Raw genomic sequence first — 19,999 nt, forward strand, 5'->3', positions numbered from 1 at the left:
GAACCCTACCCGTACGCCCCATGCACCCAGCGTACAGACAGCCGTGGCGGTCCGGTGTTCTTCACCACTGCGTCTGGTGGATGTTTCGTTGGTGAGTACGAGTCAGCGGGCTGGTTTGACGAGGTCCGGGACTCGGGTCAGCAGGACTGTAGGGGAACTGCCGCCGGTTGAGGTTCTGGGCTGCACCATGCCCGACTTAACCCCCGCCCCACCGCCGCTCCCCCACCCAAACTCAGACCGAGTTCTCTAAAAACCCAGCCCCGCGCCTACCTCCCAGCGCAACCCAACCCCCGCTCCACCGCCGCTCTCCCACTCAAAATCAGACCGAGTTTCTCTAGAACCAGCCCCGCGCCTACCTCCCGACGCAACCCAACCCCCGCTCCACCGCCGCTCTCCCACTCAATGTCAGACCGAGTTCTTTAGAACCCAGCCCCGTCCGGCGCCATCGGCCGCCAGGCCGATGTTGTCGCCCCTCCGGCAGGAGCGTCGTTCTGTCCGGCCCCCGCGGTCTTTGCGGGGCCGGACAGAACGACGCTCGTAGCCGTAGTCGACGGCGCCCGCGCCGAAGGCGCCGGAGATACAGGGCGCCATCGGCAGTAACCTCGTGAAAGCCCCGCCTCCGGCCCGGTTTTTGGGGCGGAGGCGGGGCTTTCACGAGGCTGGTAGACGAGGCGCCGCACCCTCGTGGACACCGCTTCTGACCAGGGCGGCAAACGGTCATCGTCGATCTCCGCCGGCCCTGGCTTGGTCGACGAGAAACGTTGTCGGCCCTGGTTAAAAGCGGTGTCCATTCGGAAGGGATGACACTGGTTAGAAGCGGTGTTTGCTGGGGAGATGAGCGTCCTGGTCAAATGCCGTGTTTGCTGCGGACGTGACAGCCCTGCTTAAAAGCCGTGTCCACAGCGGACGCGACAGCCCTGGTCAAAAGCCGTGACTGTGCGGGAGCGGCGCCTCGTCTACCAGCCCTGAGAAATCCCACCCCGACACCAAAGGGCGGTGTCGGGGTGGGATTTCTTAGGGCTACTACCGATGGCGCCCTGTATCTCTGGCGCCTTCGGCGCGGGCGCCGTCGACTACGGCTACGAGAGTCGGTGTTAGGACCCTGCAAAGACCGCAGGGTCCTAACACCGACGCCCCTGCCGGAGGGGCGACAACATCGGCCTGGCGGCCGATGGCGCCGGACGGGGCTGGGTCCCGTACAAAGTTGACCAGCTACGGGTTGAAGGTGACGGTCCCGCACGGGGTGAGGACGGCGGGGGTTGGGTCACGCCGAAATTTGACCAACTTTGGTGTGAAGAGTGACGGTCGCGCACGGGGTAGGTTCCGTCGAAGTTGGCTGACTTGGTTGTGAAAGTGACAGTCACGCACGGGGTGGGTTCGCGGGCTTGGCTCCGCCGGGGTTAGCCGTAGATTTTTAGGGGGGGGCGGACGCTGCCGGTGGGGGGGATGGCTTCGTGGCGGAGGACGAAGCTCATGAGGTCGTGGAAGGCTGGGCCGGCGATCGGGCCGCCCTCGGCTTTGTCGGGGACCTTCACGAAAATCGCGACCACGTAGCGCGGCGCGTCGGCTGGTGCCATGCCGACGAACGACGTGACATTGCCGCTCTCGTAGTGGTTTCCGGCGACCTGCCCACCCGTACCGGTTTTGCCGGCTACCCGGTAGCCATCGATGGCGGCGGCCGGCGCGGTGCCCTCCTGGGTCGCCACGCCTTCCAGCAACCAGCGCATCGCGGCCGCGTTCTCCGGCGAGAGCACCCGGGTCTGCTTGGGCGCTGCCTTGGGCACATACGTGCCGTCGGGGGCGATCGTGCCGCTGACCAGGGACGGCTGGACGCGTACGCCGTTGTTGGCGATCGTCTGATAGACGGACGCCATCTGCATCGGCGTCACCGCGACACCGAGACCGATCGGGATGCCGCCGTACGACGGGCCGCTCCAGTTCTTCACCGGCTGCACGATGCCCGAACTTTCCCCGGGCAGGCCCAAATCGTCGGAAGCACCCAATCCGAATGCCTTCTGGAAGTCATAAAGTCGCTGCGCGCCGAGCTTGTCGGCGACGGTGATCGTGCCGATATTGCTGGACTGGGTGAGAATTCCCTGCAACGTCATCTTCACCTGGCCGTGCGAATGCGTGTCGGTGAAACGCACCCCGCCCTTGGTGATCGAGCCGGGCAGATCAAGCACGGTGTCCGGCTGGATCACCCCGGTCTGCAGGCCGGCGCCGATGGTGATCGCCTTGTGCACCGATCCCGGCTCGACCACCGTCTGGGTGGCCACATCCCGCCACGTGGTGGGGTTGGAGTCACCCGGATTCGCCGCGTCGTACGCCGGATAGCTGGCATCGGCGAGCACCTGGCCGGTCTTCACGTCGAGCACCACGGCCGTACCGAACGAGCCACCGGCCGCCCGAGTCTGCTGGGCGATGATCTGCTGCGCCTGATACTGCACGTCGTTGTCGATGGTCAGCTTGATGCCGGTGCCCGGCCGGGCCGGCACGGTTTTGTCGTAGCCGGCCGGAATCTGGATGCCGCTCTGGTCCGCCTCGTACGTGTGTTGGCCGTCCTGGCCGGCGAGCACCTTGTTGAAAGACGACTCCAGACCGGCGGCGCCCACGCCCTCGGAGTTGGTGAAGCCAATGATGTTCGCGGCCAGGTCATGGCCCGGCTCGTCGCGCCGCTTCTCGTCCTGCGTACCGATGCCCGGGAGGTTCATCGACGTCACCACGTTGGCGACCGCGGGGTCCAGCCGGTGCGCCAGGAAGACGAACCGGATCGCCTTGCCGGTGGTCGTGTTGGTCTTCTTGGTCATTTTCGCCAGCAGCGTCTGCTCTGGTACGCCAAGGACGCCGGCGAGTTTCGCGGCGGTCGCCTCAGCAAGACCTGGCACCAGCTTGTTCGCCGGCGTGCCGGGCACGTGGTCGACCTCACCTGGGTCGGCAAAGATCGCCTTGGCCTGCACGCTGGTGGCCAGCACCGCGCCGTTGCGGTCGACGATCGACCCCGCGCGCGGAGCGTTCAGCTTGACCGAGATCTCGCGGCTGTCCTTCGCCTCCGCCGCCCACGCCGAAGCGTCCGCGGACTGGATGTAGACCAGCCGGCCGACCACCGCGACGAAAAGCAGCAGGACAACCACAAGCCCGATCCGTAGCCGCCGGTACGACGTACCAGCGGCGATCGGATGACTCCAGCCGTTCGCCATCCGCCGGACCGCGGCGCTCGGCCGGACCCGCCCGGCCGGCTGCCGGGGCTTGCGGGCCGCGCCTTGCTGACCGCGGGACTGCTGAGATCCGGCGGTGGCGTACCGCGGCCGTTCGGTACGTCCGGCCCGGTCGGCGCGTGACCGAAGCGGTAGCACCGTTGCTCCGCTGGTCTCGGCGCGCGCGCCGGCCGGGAGGTCGGTTGGCCGGTGGGCGGCTCATCGGCCACCCCCGGCGGCTCCCCCAGTGGTGGGGGTAGTCGGCGTGTTAGCGCCCCCGGTCGGTGGTTTGGCACCTCCGGTCGGCGCATTTCGCGCCGCTCGCCGCCGAGTTCGCGGCGCCGGATGGCGGCGTCGACGGCTGGCCGCCCTGGGGTGTACCGGTCGAGTTCGCCGGCGGCACCAGCGGCTGCGAACCGTTCGAGTCGGAGGAACCGTCCGAGCTGGACGTCGGATCCTTCGCCGGCGTCGGTACGCCGAGGATCCGGCCGTCCGGGAGCCGGATGAAGGCCGGCTGCCCGGCTGGCACCCAGCCGAGCCGACGAGCCGCCGCGGCGAGCGTGCCGGGTGCCTGCAGCTGGTTAACGTCCTGATGCAGGCCCTGTTCCTTCAGGTCCAGCACCTTTTGGTTGCGCTGCAGCGTGTTCAGCTGGAACGAGTTCTGGTTGACCGCGGTGTTGAGCAGCAACAGGCACACCATGCCGGCGATGACCAGACCGAGGATCAGCACGACAAAGGGAGTACGTGGCGCCGAGCTGGCAGCGGGCGGTGGCGGCAGCAGAAGCCGCGCGCCGAGCCGTCCGGCCTGCCGCGGTACGGACCGCCGAGAGGCGGTCTTCTTCGGGCGGGCCGGCTGTGTCCGGGTGGGCTGATCACGCGGTGGTTGCCGGCGGCCAGGCTGAACCGGCCGCTGCGGCCGAGCCGGCGCGGGCGCGCCGACGGTGGCTCGACCCGCCGAGCGGCTGGGCGCCGGAGCCGTCCTGGTCGGGACGGTCGCGGTCGCGCGGGCAGTCACGACGCGTCCCGCACTCGCTCGGCGGCCCGCACGCGTACCGACTGCGATCGCGGATTGCTCTCCAGCTCTGCTTCGGTTGGCGTCTCGGCACCGCGGGTGAGCAGCCGCAACACCGGCTCGGTGCCAGGCAGCTCGACCGGCAGGTCAGGCGGCGAGGTGCTCGTGGCACCGGCCGTCAAAGCCCGTTTGACCATGCGATCCTCCAGCGAGTGGTACGACATCACCACCAGCCGGCCACCGACCCTGATGGCGTCGATGGCCGCCGGCAGCGCTGTCCGCGCAGCGACTCCAGCTCGGCGTTCACCTCGATCCGCAGCGCCTGGAAGGCGCGCTTGGCGGGGTGTCCCCCGGTGCGCCGGGTGGCTGCCGGGATGGCGTCCCGGACCAGCTCGGCCAACCTCGCGGTGGAGGTCAGCGGAGTGCGCTCCCGTTCGGTGACAATGGCTCTCGCGACCCGGCCGGCGAATCTTTCCTCGCCGTACTCCCGCAGAATCCGGGCCAGGTCGGCGGCCGCATACGTGTTGACTACCTCTGCGGCGGAAATCCCGGTGGTCGGGTCCATCCGCATGTCCAGCGGCGCATCCCGTGCGTACGAGAAGCCGCGGTCCGTACGGTCCAATTGCATCGACGAGACGCCCAGATCGAAGAGCACGCCCTCGACCCGGTCGATGTCCAGGTCTTCGAGCACCTCGGTCATCTCGTGATACACCGCGTGGACGCCGGTGAAACGCTCTCCGAATGGATCCAGCCGGGCACTGGCCAGCCGCAACGCCTCCGGGTCGCGGTCTGGGCCACCAGCCGCAACCGCGGATGAGCGGCCAGCATCGCCTCGGCGTGACCACCGAGCCCGAGCGTGGCGTCGACCAGCACGGCCGGGCCCGTGGACAGGGCCGGCGCGAGCAGCTCAGCCACTCGCTCTGCCATCACTGGCACGTGCTGTGGTGCTTGTTGTGGTGCACTGTCGTCCACGCGCGTCGACCCCCCCCCGAGTTTCGCTGCCGTGCGTGTGCGGTGATCTGCTGACGTTTCGTCAGGTCCCCATCCGCTCCGTACGCCTGGCACCGGGGAAGGTGTGTCAGGAGCGGAGCGGCTGGAGGCCTGGCGAAACGGCCTCGATCTTTTTCAGCGGGTGCCTAAAACACCCCGGGCAGAACCTCCTCCTCCACGTCGGCGAAGCCCGGCTCGGACTCCGTCAGGTAGTCGTCCCAGGCCTGCTGGTCCCAGATCTCCACCCTGGTGCTGGCCCCGATCACCACGCATTCCTTCGTCAGTCCCGCGTACTCCCGCAGCCCGGCCGGAATGGTGACCCGGCCCTGCTTGTCGGGCACTTCGTCGTACGCACTGGCGAAGAAGACCCGTTGATAAGCGCGAGCCGCCTTGTGGGTGACCGGTGCCGCCTGCAGCTGTCCGGCGATCCGGGTGAACTCGGCCATCGGAAACACGAACAGGCAGCGCTCCTGCCCCTTCGTGATCACAAGCCCCTCCGCGAGTTCGTCCCTGAACTTCGCCGGCAGCAGAAACAGTCGGCCCTTGTCGTCCAGCCGCGGGGAATGGGTGCCAAGAAACATGCCGGCCTCCCCTCCCCCAAGCGAGGCATCCTGCCGTCTTGATGCCCCACTGCGCTCCACTGTACCCCACAAATCCCCACGGACAACCCGTAGGCGCTCCGAACATACCCCCATTGAGGGTGACTGCCCAGGTCAGAGCCGGTGGAGAAGAGTGGAGGACGATTCCCGAAGGTGCACTCGTACGCTCGCCAGCCATCCACCTGACGCCCGTTATGTCCGTTTCTCCACGGGCTCAGGTGGAGATGTGGGGCAAAGTGGAGGACCCAGGGGAGCGGAATGGAGCGCCGTGGCGCCCAGCTGAGGCGCGCAGCGACACGACCCCCCGCCGCCCCGCTCGCAGACCAGCGACCGCGTCGACGCACTTATCCTCAGAGTGTGGCCGGCGACAAAACCCGATTGCCGGCCCGAACCCGTCGTCGCAGACTCGGTCGGTGCTGATCAGACGAGAAATTCCAGCTGACACTGAGGTCGTACGAGCGATTCACCTGGCCGCTTTCGCACGCGAGGACGGAACGCCCGGGACAGTCGAAGCGAACCTGGTGGACGAACTGCGCGTGGACGCCGGCTGGATCAACGCACTTTCGTGGGTGGCTGTGGAAGACGACAACGTGATCGGCCATGTCGTGTGTACGCGCGCAACCGTCGGTCCTGATGCCCTTCCGGTTTTAGGACTCGGACCTTTGGGCGTACGCCCCGACCGCCAACGCAGCGGCGCCGGAAAAGCGTTGATGATGCACGCCATCATCGGCGCCGCCGACGCCCTCGGCGAGCCGGCGATAGTCCTCCTCGGCCATCCGACTTACTATCCGCGCTTCGGTTTCCAGCCAGCCGTCCCCGCCGGCATCGTCCCGCCTGATCCCGGATGGGAACCTGCCTTCCAACTCCGCACCCTCACCACTTACGCCGCAACGCTACGCGGCGATTTCGTCTACGCGGAACCTTTCCGGCGCCTCTAAAAGTGCCCGGCCGACGCGCTGCAACCGTTGTACTGGGTCGGCGACGGCATCGTCGGCGCATACAGCCAGGCGTGGAAAAAGTCGTTGAGATCACGCCCGGACACCCGGTTGGCCAGCGCGACAAAGTCCTCTGTCGATCCATTGCCGTATCGATTCGACGCCACCCAGGCGCGTATCACCTGGCGGAGTTCGCTGTCGCCAATCCGGTTGCGTAACGCTTGCAGCGTCATGAAACCGCGGGTGTACGCCGACAGCCCGAGCAGATGGGCCGCGCCCGGATCCGCGACCACCGTGGTCCAGAAATCCGACTCCGGCGGGAAGTATCCACACAGGTCGTCAAAATACTGTTGCGCGGTCTCGCCGCCATGCGCTTCGTCTCACAGCTCGGTGGAATACACCGCAAAGCCTTCGTTCAGCCAGATATCGCGCCAGTTCTTCACCGACACACTGTCACCAAACCACTGATGAGCGTTCTCGTGCACCATCAGCCCGATCGCCGACTCGACCGGCTGCCCAGGCTCAACCGGCTCCCAGAATGCCTCCGGATACGTTGGCCGAGTCTGGTTTTCCAACGCGAGATCGTTCTTGTCCTCCATCAGCACACCGCCGACGGCGTCGAAAGGGTACGGCCCCCACTGCTGTGACAACCAGTCGACAACCTCGCCGGTCCGCCTGATATCCGCCCGCGCCTGCCGGTTGACCGCGGAATCCCCTTGGGCAAACGCATAAACGTACGGCAACCCCGAGGCGGTCCGTCCGCTTTCGACGTCGTACTTCCCTATCGCCATAAATGCCATAGGTCGCCTGCGGCAACGGCTCAGCCCACCGGTAGGTCGTCCACCCGCCCGCGGTCCGGGTCGACTTCAGATTTCCGTTGCTGATCGCCTGAATCCCGGCCGGAACCGTGATCGTGGTCCGGAACGCGGCTTTGTCCCGAGGATGGTCATTGGACGGAAACCACCATTGCGCGATCGCCGGCTCCCCGGTCGCCACTGCCCCGGTCTTCGTCCGAGTCCACGCAGACACACCGTCGACCTTGACCGTGCTCGGAATGCCCGCGTACGTAACGCTGACCGTGAACACCTCGCCGGCACGGACCGGATGATTCGGCGTAATCACCAGTTCCTGCCCATTCGCCGCGTTCGCGGCGGTCTTTCCATCGACCGTGACTCGACGAGCCGTGAGCGCGAAATCGAGATCGAATCGAGACAGATCCTGGGTTGCGCGAGCGACGATTTTCGTCGTACCAGCCAACTCGTCGGTTGCAGGTTGATAACGAACGTCAATATCGTAGCTGGCGACGTCATATCCTCCGTTGCCCGCAGCGGGAAAATACGGATCCCCGATGCCGGCCGCACCTGGCGACGGGACCGCCAGCACCGCTACCAGCAGCAGATTCACGATTGTCATCTGCGGATGCTAGCGCTAAACGAGGGTTCTCGGTGTGGCCGGAAACTGTCGGTTAGAACTGGGCCGCTAGAACTGGGGGCGGCGGCCTCGGCGAGGGCCGTCAACAACGGGCGCACGAGCGGATTGTTGTTGGTACGGCGATAGAGCGCGTGCACGTATCGCGGCGGCGGCTCCGGGGTGAGAAGTTGGGCAGTCAGTTCCGGATACGGTGGCAACGCCAACTCCGGCAGCAGGGTGACACCGACACCTGCGCGTACCAGCGCGCCGACCACCGAATATTCGTCGCTGCGCACGATAACTCGCGGCTGGAAACCGACAGACGCGCAGAGTTGCGCCAGCCCCGGCGATTCCAGGCTGGTCACCCAGGGATCGTCGCGCAGATCCGTGAGCTTGACCGGATTTCTGTCGCGATGCGGGTGCCCGGGTGGCAGAACGACATACCGTCGCTCGGTCAGCAGCGGGACGGTGACCAGGTTCGCCGGCCAGCGCCGCTGTTCGATCTCGTTTTCGTAGACCAGCGCGACATCCAGCCGGCCGTCTCGCAACAGCGGCAGCAGATCCGCCGGCTCACCGTACTCCAGCTCCACCGCGACGCCGCCGCGCGTACGCAACAGGTTGGCCAGCGCAGACGGCAGCAAACGCATGCCAGCGCTGGAGAAACTGCCGATCTGCAGCTGCCCGGTCTCCCCTGCCGCGCGTGCTTTCGCGTCCAGCTCCAGCGATCGCAAGCCGGCCACCAGGTCGACACTTTCCCGAGCCAGTTTCGCGCGCGCGCGGCGGCGGTCGGTTGAATGCTTCGCGGCAGACGCTCGAAAAGCGCCAGCCCGGTGGCCCGCTCCAGCATCGACATCTGCTGCGAGAGACAGCCGACGCGGTGTAGCCCAGCACGTCGGCCGCGGCCACAAACGAGCCGCGCTGCAGCACCACTTGCAGGGTGTCGAGATGCACCGGGTTGAGCACAAGCAAAGCTTACGCATGAGGCAACAGTCTTTCCTGCTGGTTGGCCTTGTCCTCCGGCTCCGGCTCAGTCACGCTCGTATCACCTGCGGAAACGAGGACGGTGACAGGTGCAAAGTGAGGTTGTTGTGGTCGGCGCGGGTGTGGTGGGGGCGAGCGTCGCCTTCCACCTGCGAAGGCTGGGGGTCGGCAAGGTGACACTGGTCGAGCGGCGCGCGCGCGGCGTCCGGTGCGACCGGCCGGTCGGGTGCGCGCTCGTACGCACCCACTACACCAACGATCCGGAGGCGTCGCTCGCGATCGCCGCGCTGCCCTGGTTCACCGAATGGGCCGACCGGGTCGGTGGCGACTGCGGTTTCGTACGTACCGGATTCGTTCAGCTGGTCGGCGTGGACGACACGAAACTGTTGCGGGAAAACGTAAAATCACTGCAGAGGCTCGGCGCAACGACGGAAACTCTGGCTGCGTCGGACATCCGGGCGGTGGTGCCTGGGCTCGCGGTGGCGGACGACGAATCGGCCGCGTACGAACCGGAGAGCGGGTATGCGGATCCCGTTGCCACCACCCGCGGTCTTGTCGACGCGGCCCGTCGCCTGGGTGCGGACGTACGGGAGAACTGCTCTGTCGACGGCCTTTTGACCGCAGGTGGTCACGTCGTGGGTGTCGCCACGAACGACGGTCCGATCAACGCCGAGGTGGTCGTACTAGCCAACGGCGCCTGGTCGAACGCGTTGACGCGGCCGCTTGGTCTCGACCTGCCGATCACCGCGACGCGCGCGCAGGCAGCGGTCGTGCGCCGGCCGGCACCGCTCGTCGGAATTGCCGGGCATCCGGCCGTTATCGACCGTCGGAACGGAATTTACGCGCGTCCGTACGACGCCGATCGGACGTTGGTCGGTATGAGCAGTTCCAACGCGGACACCCTCAGCGACCTCGACGACGTACCCGTCGCGCCCGGTTTCGCCGAGCGGGCCCGGGACCGGCTCGCCGAGGCGTTCCCGGCCTTTAGCGGTCAACCCATCAGCCACACCCAGGCCGGTCCACTTGACGTGACCCCCGATCACTGTGCGATCCTCGGGCCGGTCGACGGGATCGACGGATTGGTTCTCGCTGTCGGCATGAGTGGCTCGGGTTTCAAGAAAGCGCCGGCAATCGGCGCGTGCCTTGCCGAGTTGATCCAGGACGGACAGGCGACCAGCGCCGACCTCCGGCCGTTCTCGTACCACCGTTTCGCACGCGGCGCGCAGATCGAGCGCCGTGACTACCGAATGGGCGCCGGCGGTGGGACCGCTCTGGTGCACTGAAATGGGGACCATGCGCAGGTGGCTGCTCGCGGGATTGCTGGCGATCACCATGGTCGGCGTCGGCGCGTGCGCGAATCCGACCCAGGTCGGCGATGCCGAACCACCGGGCGTCCTCACCCCACTGACTCCGGACACGGCCGCGATCGCCCAGCTGCCGGCCGCTGTTGTCGCGCGAAAAAAGAGCTGGTGGTGGCGATGGACGTTTCCAGTCCGCCGAACCACTTCTCCGGGCCGGACGGGGTCAGCGTGATCGGGCTCGACCCGGACATCGCCAAAGCACTCGGGCAAGCGCTTGGCGTACGTGTCAAAATCGTCGGCATCGGTTTTGACTCGATCATTCCCGGGCTGGCAGCGGGAAAGTACGACCTCGCCATCGCACAGATGTCGCCGACCGTGAAGCGCGAGAAGGTGCTGGACTTCGTCGACTACTTCTCGTCCGGCACCGCTTTGGCCGTACGCAAAGGCAATCCGCTCGGCATGCGACTGGACACCATGTGCGGGCACACGATCGCCGTACTCAAGGGCTCCTTCCAGGAGTCCACCAGGGTGCCCGAATATTCAGCGGCCTGTGTGAAAGCCGGAAAGAAGCCGATCCAGCCGATGGTGCTGCCGGACCAGCAGGCCACCATTCTCGCCGGCATCGCGGGACGCGCCGACGGGGTGATGCAGGACTCGCCCGTTCTTGAGTACGCACAAAAGAAGTCCGACGGCCAGGTGCAGGTCATCGCGGTCGCGCACACGTCATCGGTCGGCATCGGCATCCCGAAGACCTCCGGTCTCCTGCAGCCAGTGCGCCTCGCGATGCAACATCTGATCGATTCCCCCACGTACAAACAGATCCTGACCCGCTGGGGTGTCGCGAACGGCGGGGTTCCGAGCGCGGCCGTCAACCACAACTCCGACTGAAGGACACGATGTGTCGCTGCAAAAGGACTCCGGCCTGACGGCGGCCGCGCCGGACGGCGAGGTGATCAAAGCCGTACCCGTCCGACATCCGGGCCGCTGGGTCGCCGCGGTGGTGGTGCTCGTCCTCGCGGCGATGCTGGTACACAGCCTGATCACCAACCCGCGCTTCGAATGGCCGGTCGTCGGGCAGTGGTTCCTCTCTGATCGCATTCTGTCCGGGCTGGTCAACACCCTCGAACTGACCGCGATTTCGATGGTGATCGGCATTGTCCTGGGTGCGGTGCTGGCGATCATGCGACTGTCGTCGAATCCGATCCTGTCGGGCATCGCGTGGCTCTACATCTGGTTCTTCCGTGGTGTGCCGCTGTTCGTGCAGTTGCTCTTCTGGGGATTTATCTCCGCCCTCTATCCGAAGCTCTCGATCGGCGTCCCGTTCGGCCCGGCATTCTTCACATTCTCGGCCAATGACATCATTACCGCTTTCGGCGCGGCGATCCTCGGACTTGGGCTGAACGAAGCGGCCTACATGGCGGAGATTGTGCGAGCCGGCATCCAGGTCGTCGACCATGGACAGAGCGAGGCCGCAGCGGCACTGGGCATGAGTCGTACGCTCACATTACGGAGAATTGTTCTGCCGCAGGCGATGCGTGCGATCGTGCCGCCCACTGGCAATCAGACGATCTCGATGCTCAAGACATCGTCTTTGGTGAGTGTGCTGGCATTTCCGGAGTTGCTCTATGCCGCGCAGCTCATTTACTCGGACAACTACAAGACAATCCCGCTGCTGATCACCGCGTCGATCTGGTATCTCATCGTCACGTCCGTCCTCACCGTCGGCCAGTTCTTCCTGGAACGCCGGTTCTCCGCAGGGAGTGCTCGATGACCTCAGCCGCTGTCGAAGCCGTACGCGTACACAAGAACTTCGGCCCACTGCAGGTGCTCCGCGGCGTCGACCTGCGCGTCGAGCCGGGTGAGGTGTGCTGCATCATCGGCCCGTCCGGCTCCGGGAAGTCGACTTTCCTTCGCTGCATCAACCACCTGGAACGTATCGATGCCGGCCGTCTTTACGTCGACGGCCAACCGGTCGGTTACGCCGAACGCGGTGGCCGGCTTTACGAGCTGACCGAACGAAAAGTCGCCCGCCAGCGGCGGCAGGTCGGGATGGTTTTCCAGCGCTTCAACCTTTTTGGGCACCTCACCGCTCTGGAGAACGTCATGGAGGCGCCCATCCAGGTCGACCGCAAGAGCAAGGAAACCGCCCGGCGTGAGGCTTGTGCGCTGCTTGAGCAGGTTGGACTGACAAACAGACAGAATGCCTATCCCACCCAGCTTTCCGGCGGCCAGCAACAACGGGTCGCGATCGCCAGAGCGCTCGCCATGCAGCCAAAACTCATGCTCTTCGACGAGCCGACCAGCGCTCTGGACCCCGAACTTGTCGGTGAGGTCCTGGACGTGATGAGACAACTCGCCCGCGACGGGATGACGATGGTGGTGGTCACCCACGAAATGGGTTTCGCCCGCGAAATCGCCGACAACCTGGTGTTCATGGACGGCGGCGCCGTGGTCGAAAGCGGCCTGCCCACCGCTCTGCTGACCAACCCCACCCATCCGCGTACGCAGGACTTCCTCGCCAAAGTCCTCTGAGAGAGCACCACACGACCATGGTCATCGTGGTCCGATTGTTTGCCTGATGAGGAAAGAGAGCCGTGCCGCGGCTGGCTAGGGCGTGTCTCCTCATTCCAGGTGGATGAGGGTCGAGATCCAAGCGTCGTCTGCCGGTGCCGGGCGGTCGCCTTCATACCGTTGTTGTATGGAGGTGATCGCCCGGTGCTGGCAGACGGCGTTTGGGCTCGGCCCTCGCCGCCTGGGATGAGGAGACACGCCCTAGCATCCGTTGAATGTCAAGGAAGTCGGTTCCGCTGGTCATCGGGTCGCTCGCTCTGGCAGGCACCCTGGTCTTGGTCAGCGCGGCCGGATCCCTGCTGTACCAGTCCGGCTTCAGCCTGGTACGGCACTCCATCGCCAGCACTCTGCCGCCCGGCTGCGAGGGGTTGCGCAAGGCCGGCCTGGACCACTACTGGCCGGAAGACATCCGCTCGAGTAGGGACGACGTACGAACCAGCGGCCTCGCGTCATGTGTGTGGTCCTCCACCCAACCCCAGCCGGACTCGCTTTATCTCGTGGTCAGCGTACAGATCAAACGGTATTCCGGCCGGATCCTGGCCACACCGGCCGCCCAAGCGCACGCTGCATACGAGGATTCCTGTCATGACGACTGGGAACTCACCGGCGCTCCAGGAGAGGCCGCGATCGGCGACGAATACTGCTTGGACAACCCTTTCGGCGAGAACAGCAGCCGGATCACCACGAGAGTGGCCAACGTGGTGATCCAACTGACGGTTCGGGGCGCGAACTGGTCCAAGACCGGTGGCAGCGAGACAATTTACGAGGCTGAGAAAAACCTGGTCTTTGGACTGATAGGTCAGCTCAAGCTGCACTGAGAAATCCTTCGCGAACTCGACGTTTTCGTTGCCTCTTTCGGCGTGTCGACAACGAAAACGTCGAGTTCGCGGTGGGCCGCTAGAGGGCTTTGGACGACGAAGTCGTCTTAAGCCCTCTAGACGACCAGGGTGACTATTCGGCCGGGGACGACGATGGATTTGCGGATGTCCTTGCCGGCGAGGGAAGCCGCGACGACGGTCGGGTCGGCAACGCGACGGCCAGCACGTCGTCCTGGGAAGCGTCCGCGGGGACGGTGACCCGGCCGCGGACTTTTCCGTTGACCTGGACCGGATAAGTGACGGTGTCCTCGGTCAACAGCGCGGGATCGGCCTCCGGGAAGGGTTCGAAGGTCAGGGTTTGCGGGTGGCCCAGCCGCGACCACAGTTCTTCGGCCACGTGCGGGGCCAGTGGCGCGGTCATCAGGACCAGGGGTTCGACGGCCGCCCGGGGGGCCGCGCCGCGCTCGGCGGCCACCACGGTCAGCCGGTTGGTCAGCTCGATCAGCTTCGCGGCCGCGGTGTTCGCCTTCATGCCGGCGTAGTCGCGGCGCGCACCGTCGATCGTTTTGTGCAGCAGCCGCAGCGTTTCCTCGTCAACGTCGTCGTCGTTGACGTGTACGTCCCCGGTCTGCTCATCGATGACCAGTCGCCAGACCCGCTGCAGGAACCGGTGCGCGCCCACCACCGCGCGAGTGTCCCAGGGGCGCGAGGTTTCCAACGGACCCATGCTCATCTCGTACATCCGGAACGTGTCCGCGCCATAAGCCGCGCACATGTCGTCCGGTGTCACAACATTCTTCAGGCTCTTGCCGATTTTGCCGTACTCACGCTTGACTTCGTTGCCCTCGAAGAAGAACTTGCCGCCCGTCTCGGTGACCTGGTCGGCCTGGACGTACTGGCCGCGGCTGTCCTGATACGCGTACGCCTGAATGTAACCCTGGTTGATCAGCCGGTGGAAGGGCTCCTCGCTGGACACGTGACCCAGGTCGAACAGGACCTTGTGCCAGAACCGCGAATACAGCAGGTGCAGCACCGCGTGCTCGACCCCGCCGACATACAGGTCGGCGCCGCCGACCTCGCCGGCGCCGCGCGGACCCATCCAGTACTCCTCGACGGCCGGGTCGACCAGCGCGTCGGAGTTCGTCGGGTCCAGGTAGCGCAGCTCGTACCAGCAGGAACCGGCCCACTGCGCGGCATCACGTTCGTCTCGCGGCGGTACTTTTTCAGTCCGTCGCCCAGATCCAGCTCGACCTCGACCCAGTCGGTGGCCTTGCCCAGCGGCGGTTCCGGTGCGGAATTCGCATCGTCGTCGGCATAAGTGCGCGGCGAATAGTCCTCGACCTCGGGCAGCTCGACCGGCAGCATCGAGTCCGGTACGGCGATCGGCAGGCCGGTCTCGTCGTACACGATCGGGAACGGCTCACCCCAGTAGCGCTGCCGGCTGAACAGCCAGTCGCGCAGCTTGTACTGAACCGTGCCCTCGCCGAATCCGCGCTTTTCCAACCATTCGATGATCAGCGCCTTGGCGGCCTTGACCTCCAGGCCGTTCAACGAAATCTCGGCGTTGGCTGAGTTGATCGCGGCGCCCTCGCCCACATACGCGTCGCCGTCGAAACCTTCGGACGGCTGCACCGTACGAATAATCGGCAGCTGGAAAACCTTCGCGAAATCCCAGTCTCGCTGGTCCTGCTGGCCGGGCACCGCCATGATCGCGCCAGTGCCGTAACCGGTCAGCACGTAGTCGGCGGTGAAAATCGGGATCCGCTGGTCGTTGACCGGGTTGATCGCGTACGAACCAGTGAAAACTCCGGTCTTCTCACGGGAATCCGCGGTCCGGTCCGTCTCGGTCTTCTTCGCGGCCTCGGCCTGATAGGCGGCCACCGCCTCGGCCGGAGTCGCGAACCCGCCGGTCCATGCGGGTTTGGTGTCAGCAGGCCACCCGGCCGGCGTCAGTGCGGACAGCATCGAATGCTCCGGCGACACCACCATGTACGTGGCGCCGAACAGGGTGTCCGGGCGGGTGGTGAAAACCGTCAGCGGTCCAGCGTCCGTACCAAAATGCACCGCCGCACCGACCGAACGGCCGATCCAGTTGCGCTGCATCTGCTTCACTGGCTCCGGCCAGTCCATCCGGTCCAGGTCGGCCAGCAACCGGTCCGCGTACGCCGTGATGCGCATCATCCACTGGGTCAGATTCCGCGCTTGAACACAGGGAAATTGCCGCGTTCACTGCGGCCGTCGGCGGTGACTTCCTCATTGGCCAGCACGGTGCCCAAACCCGGGCACCAGTTCACCGGCGCGTCCGATCGTACGGTCAGCCGATAGCCGTCGACGATCTCGCGGCGCTCCACGTCGGATAATGCCGACCACGCCCGGCCATCCGGTGTTTCGCGCTGCCCAGCGGAGAATTCGGCGATCAGCTCGTCGATCGGACGGGCTTTCTGCTGCTCAGGGTCGAACCAGGCGTTGAAGATCTGCAGGAAGATCCACTGCGTCCAGCGGTAGAACTCGGGATCGGTGGTGGCGATCGACCGGCGGTCGTCGTGACCCAGTCCCAGCCGGCGCAGCTGCCGGCGAAAGACCGTGACGTTCTCCTGCGTGGTCTTTCGCGGATGGGTGCCGGTCTGTACCGCGTACTGTTCAGCCGGCAGGCCGAAAGCATCGAAGCCCATCGTGTACAGCACGTTGTGGCCGTTCGTTCATCCGCTGGAAGCGGGTCAGCACGTCGGTGGCGATGTAACCCAGCGGGTGCCCGACATGCAGGCCGGCGCCGGACGGGTACGGGAACATGTCCAGCACATACATCTTTGGCCGGTTGATCAGGTCGACCCCGCCGGGGCCGGTCCTGGGCTCGGCCATCGGACCGGACGGGTTCGGCGCGTGGAAGGTGCCCTCGGTCTGCCAGCGGTCCTGCCAGCGGGTCTCGATCTGGTTCGCCAGCGCGGCCGTGTAGCGATGCGGGGGCGTGTCGGCAGAAGCGTCAACAGCGGGTTCGGTGCTCATCTGCTCAATCCTTCGGGTTCACAAAGTCTGTTGTCGGTACGGGAAGTGCCCCAGACACGAAAAAACCCCTCGCGCAGGAGGGGTCGCCGTACTGATCGCCGCGGTCCCGCCAACCGGCGGGAGCGGATCAGTACGGCCTACTAAGGAGCAGTCCGTATGCCGCCACGCGAAGAGTCTACCGTGCCGGCGCCGACCGCCCTGTCACCAGGTCGCGCGGACGCGGAACCGCGCGGCCGGGTTCCGGTCCGGTTCTCGTACGGCCAGACCTGGTCGCCGGATCGGCCATCGGCCGGGCCGCGGTGGGACACTCACTGGATGCTGGTTGACTGGCTCGGCTACGGCCTGGGCATCGCGTTGGCGCTGCCGGTGGCCGCCATCGCCGTCCACCAGCGGCGATGGTGGAGCTGGCTGGAGCTGGCCGGCCTCGCGCTGCTCGCGGTGGCGGCCCTGCGTACGATCGGCGCGCCGGCGTGGCTGGTGACTGTCGGTGTCGACGTGGGTCCACCCGCGTTAGTCGCCGGGCTGGTGGCGTGGCGGTTGCACGACGACGCAGGGTGGTTCGCCCGTAAAGACACCGGAAAAGACTCCGTCATCACCGGGCTGACCAGCAATGATCACGAACAGCAAACGGAATCCGGAGTTGCGGTGCCGCCGCGAGCGTCCACCTGCGAGGATTGACGCTCACAGCGAACACACGGGGTATAGACCGGCCGAGGACCCAACCATCGGCCGACGGGGGCCGACGATGCGCGGCCAGCGGGAGGGAGTGGACGGTGGCTCACGGCATGCTGGAGGAGTTCGAGCCTCGGCTTGGCCAGACGGCGCAGAACGGTCAGATCCCGGCGGGCGGCGCTTTGGTCACCCACAATGACCTCGCCGACGCGGCTCAGCGGATTGTCCGCAACATAGAAAACGTCATTTCTGGTAAGACCTCGACCGTACGGCTGGCGATCGCCGTGCTGCTCGCCGAGGGTCACCTCCTGATCGAGGATGTGCCCGGCGTGGGTAAGACCATGCTGGCCAAGGCGCTGGCCCGGTCCATTGACTGCTCGGTCCGCCGGATCCAGTTCACCCCGGACCTGCTGCCGACCGACGTGACCGGTGTGAACGTCTACAACCAGGAGACGCACGACTTCGAGTTCCGGCCCGGCGCGGTGTTCGCGAACCTGGTGGTCGGCGACGAGATCAACCGGGCTTCGCCCAAGACCCAGTCGGCGCTGCTGGAATGCATGGAGGAGCACCAGGTCACGGTTGACTCCACCACGTACCAGCTGCAGAGCCCGTTCATGGTGGTGGCCACCCAGAACCCGATCGAGATGGAGGGCACCTACCCGCTGCCGGAGGCGCAGCGGGACCGGTTCACCGCCCGCATCGCGATGGGCTACCCGGCCCAGGAGGCCGAGCTGGCGATGATCGACCAGCACGGCATGACCGACCCGCTGGCCTCGTTGCGCGCGGTCGCCGACGCGGCCCAGATCCGCGCGATGATCGACATCGTCCGGCGTACGCACGTATCCGACCCGGTGAAGCAATATGCGGTGGAGCTCGTCGCCTCCACCCGCCAGCACCCGGACCTGCGGCTGGGCGCCAGCCCGCGGGCCACCCTGCACCTGCTGCGCACCGCACGTGCGGCCGCCGCCCTGGTCGGCCGTGAATACGTGCTGCCCGACGACGTCCAGCACCTGGCGCTGCCGGTCCTCGCGCACCGGCTGCTGCCCAGCTCCGAGGCGCAGTCCCACCGCCGTACGGCCGAGCAGATCGTGCATGAGCTGCTCCGCCGGGTCCCGGTCCCGACCGCCCGGACACATTAGTGTTCTCCGCGCTGCGGGGACTCACACTGCGTGGCCGGAGTTTCCTGGCCGCCGGGATCGCCAGCGCCGTGTGCGCGCTGATCCTGGGCGAGAACGACCTGCTACGAGTAGCCGTGCTCCTGATCCTGCTGCCCATCCTGTCGTCGCTGGCGGTGGCCAGGACCCGCTATCTGATGTCGTGCCGACGCACGCTGAGCCCTGACCGGGTGCCAGCCGGCAAGCCGGTCAAGGTCACCCTGACGGTGGAGAACACCTCGCGGCTGCCAACCGGGGTGCTCCTGCTGGAGGAACAGCTGCCGTACGCGCTGGGCAGCCGGCCGCGGTTCGTGCTGGACCGACTGTGGTCCCGGCAGTCGGCCCGGGTCAGCTACCAGGCCCGCGCGGACGTACGCGGCCACTACCAGCTCGGCCCGCTGCAGGTCCGGGTCACCGACCCGTTCGGGCTGTGCGCGCTGAACAAGTCGTTCACCGGCACTGAGCGGCTGTCGGTGATCCCGGCCGCGAAGCCGCTGCCGGCGGTCCAGCTGACCGGCCAGCGGCAGGGCACCGGCGACAACCGCGGGCGTACGGCCGCCGTGCACGGCGAGGACGACGCGGCCACCCGCGAATACCGAATCGGCGACGACCTGCGCAAGGTGCACTGGAAGTCGACCGCGCGGGTGGGCGCCCTGATGGTTCGCCGCGAGGAGCAGCCCTGGCACAGCCGGGCCAGCCTGCTGCTGGACACCCGGGCGATCGGCCACCGCGGCGACGGACCCGGCTCGAGCTTCGAGTGGTCGGTCTCGGCGGTCGCCAGCATGGCCGTGCACCTGTACGGCCGCGGCTACACGCTGAAGACGGTGACCGACATCGGTACCGAGGTAGAGACCAGCCGGCACTCCACGGACGGCCCTCTTATGGACTTGCTCGCCGGCGCCCGGTTGTCGCACCAACGGCACTTCACCGACGGCGTCACCCGGCTGCGTAAGCACGGCGGCGACGGCGTCCTGATCGCCGTTCTCGGCTTGCTGGACGACGAAGCCGCCGCGGAGCTCGCCAACCTGTCCCAGGGTGGCCGGCCGTGCGCCGCACTGTTGCTGGACACCACCACCTGGACCCGGCAGGCCGGCGAGACGGAGATGGTCGCCACCCGGGAGGCGTACGACCTGTCCGTCCAGCTGCTGCGCGGCGCTGGCTGGAAGGTCGTGGAGGCCGGCCACGGTGACCCGCTGGAGAAACTCTGGCGGCAGGTGACCACCTGGTCCGGCCGCGGCGGCTCGACGCTGGAACTGCCGACCGCGAGCGGAATCGAGGGACCGCGCTGATGCCCACCATGTCCGCACTGTCCTGGCAGCTGCGCCGGACCGTTGTGGTGTCCATCGCGGTCCTGCTGTC

16 protein-coding genes and 3 pseudogenes are annotated in these 19,999 nt (G+C 66.5%); 10 read left to right on the forward strand and 9 right to left on the reverse strand.

The features are described from left to right. Nucleotides 1–1,400: 1,400 nt before the first annotated feature. From GNX96_RS19345 to mraZ, 4 genes and pseudogenes are all read right to left on the reverse strand, one after another. On the reverse strand, nucleotides 1,401–3,353 hold the full coding sequence (locus tag GNX96_RS19345) for a peptidoglycan D,D-transpeptidase FtsI family protein (protein WP_163569169.1): 1,953 nt from the start codon (nucleotides 3,351–3,353) through the stop codon (nucleotides 1,401–1,403). 109 nt (nucleotides 3,354–3,462) lie between these two features. Further along, nucleotides 3,463–4,209, reverse strand: a complete 747-nt coding sequence (locus GNX96_RS19350; protein WP_163569170.1) for a hypothetical protein — start codon at nucleotides 4,207–4,209, stop codon at nucleotides 3,463–3,465. Beyond that, a pseudogene (gene rsmH / locus GNX96_RS19355) lies at nucleotides 4,206–5,133 on the reverse strand (16S rRNA (cytosine(1402)-N(4))-methyltransferase RsmH). Before rsmH ends, GNX96_RS19350 begins: the two are co-directional and overlap by 4 nt. A gap of 209 nt (nucleotides 5,134–5,342) precedes the next feature. After that, nucleotides 5,343–5,777, reverse strand: a complete 435-nt coding sequence (gene mraZ / locus GNX96_RS19360; RefSeq protein WP_163569171.1) for a division/cell wall cluster transcriptional repressor MraZ — start codon at nucleotides 5,775–5,777, stop codon at nucleotides 5,343–5,345. A gap of 431 nt (nucleotides 5,778–6,208) precedes the next feature. Here mraZ and GNX96_RS19365 point away from each other — a divergent pair, with 431 nt between their 5' ends. Continuing rightward, nucleotides 6,209–6,733, forward strand: a complete 525-nt coding sequence (locus GNX96_RS19365) for a GNAT family N-acetyltransferase (protein ID WP_163569172.1) — start codon at nucleotides 6,209–6,211, stop codon at nucleotides 6,731–6,733. On the opposite strand, the gene GNX96_RS19370 is transcribed toward GNX96_RS19365, so the two are convergent. The 4 genes and pseudogenes from GNX96_RS19370 to GNX96_RS19385 form a co-directional block, all read right to left on the reverse strand. Then, nucleotides 6,730–7,023, reverse strand: coding sequence for a M1 family metallopeptidase (locus tag GNX96_RS19370; RefSeq protein WP_163569173.1), 294 nt, complete (start codon nucleotides 7,021–7,023; stop codon nucleotides 6,730–6,732). The two genes, GNX96_RS19365 and GNX96_RS19370, sit on opposite strands and share 4 nt — an antisense overlap. Nucleotides 7,024–7,110: 87 nt before the next feature. Continuing rightward, on the reverse strand, nucleotides 7,111–7,473 hold the full coding sequence (locus GNX96_RS53210; protein ID WP_279580838.1) for a M1 family aminopeptidase: 363 nt from the start codon (nucleotides 7,471–7,473) through the stop codon (nucleotides 7,111–7,113). 67 nt (nucleotides 7,474–7,540) lie between these two features. Next, a pseudogene (locus GNX96_RS64070) lies at nucleotides 7,541–8,143 on the reverse strand (M1 family metallopeptidase); the annotation flags it as partial. After that, nucleotides 8,140–8,880 (reverse strand): LysR substrate-binding domain-containing protein, encoded by a 741-nt coding sequence (locus GNX96_RS19385; RefSeq protein ID WP_163569176.1) that lies wholly within the window; start codon nucleotides 8,878–8,880, stop codon nucleotides 8,140–8,142. The gene GNX96_RS19385 and the pseudogene GNX96_RS64070, both read right to left, overlap by 4 nt. A gap of 348 nt (nucleotides 8,881–9,228) precedes the next feature. Here GNX96_RS19385 and GNX96_RS19390 point away from each other — a divergent pair, with 348 nt between their 5' ends. From GNX96_RS19390 to GNX96_RS19415, 6 genes are all read left to right on the forward strand, one after another. Further along, nucleotides 9,229–10,404 (forward strand): NAD(P)/FAD-dependent oxidoreductase, encoded by a 1,176-nt coding sequence (locus GNX96_RS19390; protein WP_163569177.1) that lies wholly within the window; start codon nucleotides 9,229–9,231, stop codon nucleotides 10,402–10,404. Between the two features lie 10 nt (nucleotides 10,405–10,414). After that, nucleotides 10,415–10,654, forward strand: coding sequence for a hypothetical protein (locus GNX96_RS19395; RefSeq protein ID WP_163569178.1), 240 nt, complete (start codon nucleotides 10,415–10,417; stop codon nucleotides 10,652–10,654). Further along, nucleotides 10,600–11,310: an ABC transporter substrate-binding protein gene (locus GNX96_RS19400; protein WP_163569179.1), complete on the forward strand. Its 711-nt coding sequence runs from the start codon at nucleotides 10,600–10,602 to the stop codon at nucleotides 11,308–11,310. The genes GNX96_RS19395 and GNX96_RS19400 overlap by 55 nt, the downstream gene beginning before the upstream one ends. 109 nt (nucleotides 11,311–11,419) lie before the next feature. Then, nucleotides 11,420–12,193: an amino acid ABC transporter permease gene (locus GNX96_RS19405; protein WP_279580839.1), complete on the forward strand. Its 774-nt coding sequence runs from the start codon at nucleotides 11,420–11,422 to the stop codon at nucleotides 12,191–12,193. Beyond that, entirely contained in the window at nucleotides 12,190–12,954 is a 765-nt protein-coding gene (locus GNX96_RS19410) for an amino acid ABC transporter ATP-binding protein (protein WP_163569180.1), read from the forward strand. The genes GNX96_RS19405 and GNX96_RS19410 overlap by 4 nt, the downstream gene beginning before the upstream one ends. 254 nt (nucleotides 12,955–13,208) lie before the next feature. Next, a complete protein-coding gene (locus GNX96_RS19415) occupies nucleotides 13,209–13,811 on the forward strand; it encodes a hypothetical protein (protein ID WP_163569181.1) in 603 nt (200 codons plus the stop codon). 116 nt (nucleotides 13,812–13,927) lie between these two features. Here the strand turns inward: GNX96_RS19415 and leuS are convergent. Further along, a pseudogene (leuS, locus tag GNX96_RS19420) lies at nucleotides 13,928–16,814 on the reverse strand (leucine--tRNA ligase). A gap of 180 nt (nucleotides 16,815–16,994) precedes the next feature. Between leuS and GNX96_RS19425 the strand changes: the two are divergent. The 3 genes from GNX96_RS19425 (at nucleotide 16,995) to GNX96_RS19435 (ending at nucleotide 19,929) form a co-directional block, all read left to right on the forward strand. Beyond that, nucleotides 16,995–17,492 carry a hypothetical protein gene (locus GNX96_RS19425; protein WP_163569182.1) on the forward strand — a complete coding sequence of 166 codons (498 nt, stop codon included), beginning with the start codon at nucleotides 16,995–16,997 and terminating at the stop codon, nucleotides 17,490–17,492. 95 nt (nucleotides 17,493–17,587) lie between these two features. After that, entirely contained in the window at nucleotides 17,588–18,625 is a 1,038-nt protein-coding gene (locus GNX96_RS19430) for an AAA family ATPase (protein WP_279580840.1), read from the forward strand. Further along, the gene (locus GNX96_RS19435; RefSeq protein WP_163569184.1) at nucleotides 18,625–19,929 is read left to right on the forward strand and encodes a DUF58 domain-containing protein; all 1,305 of its coding nucleotides are present in this window, start codon (nucleotides 18,625–18,627) and stop codon (nucleotides 19,927–19,929) included. The genes GNX96_RS19430 and GNX96_RS19435 overlap by 1 nt, the downstream gene beginning before the upstream one ends. The last annotated feature ends 70 nt before the right edge of the window (nucleotides 19,930–19,999 follow it).

Source organism: Fodinicola feengrottensis, from assembly GCF_010993775.1.
Lineage (GTDB): Bacteria > Actinomycetota > Actinomycetes > Mycobacteriales > HKI-0501 > Fodinicola > Fodinicola feengrottensis.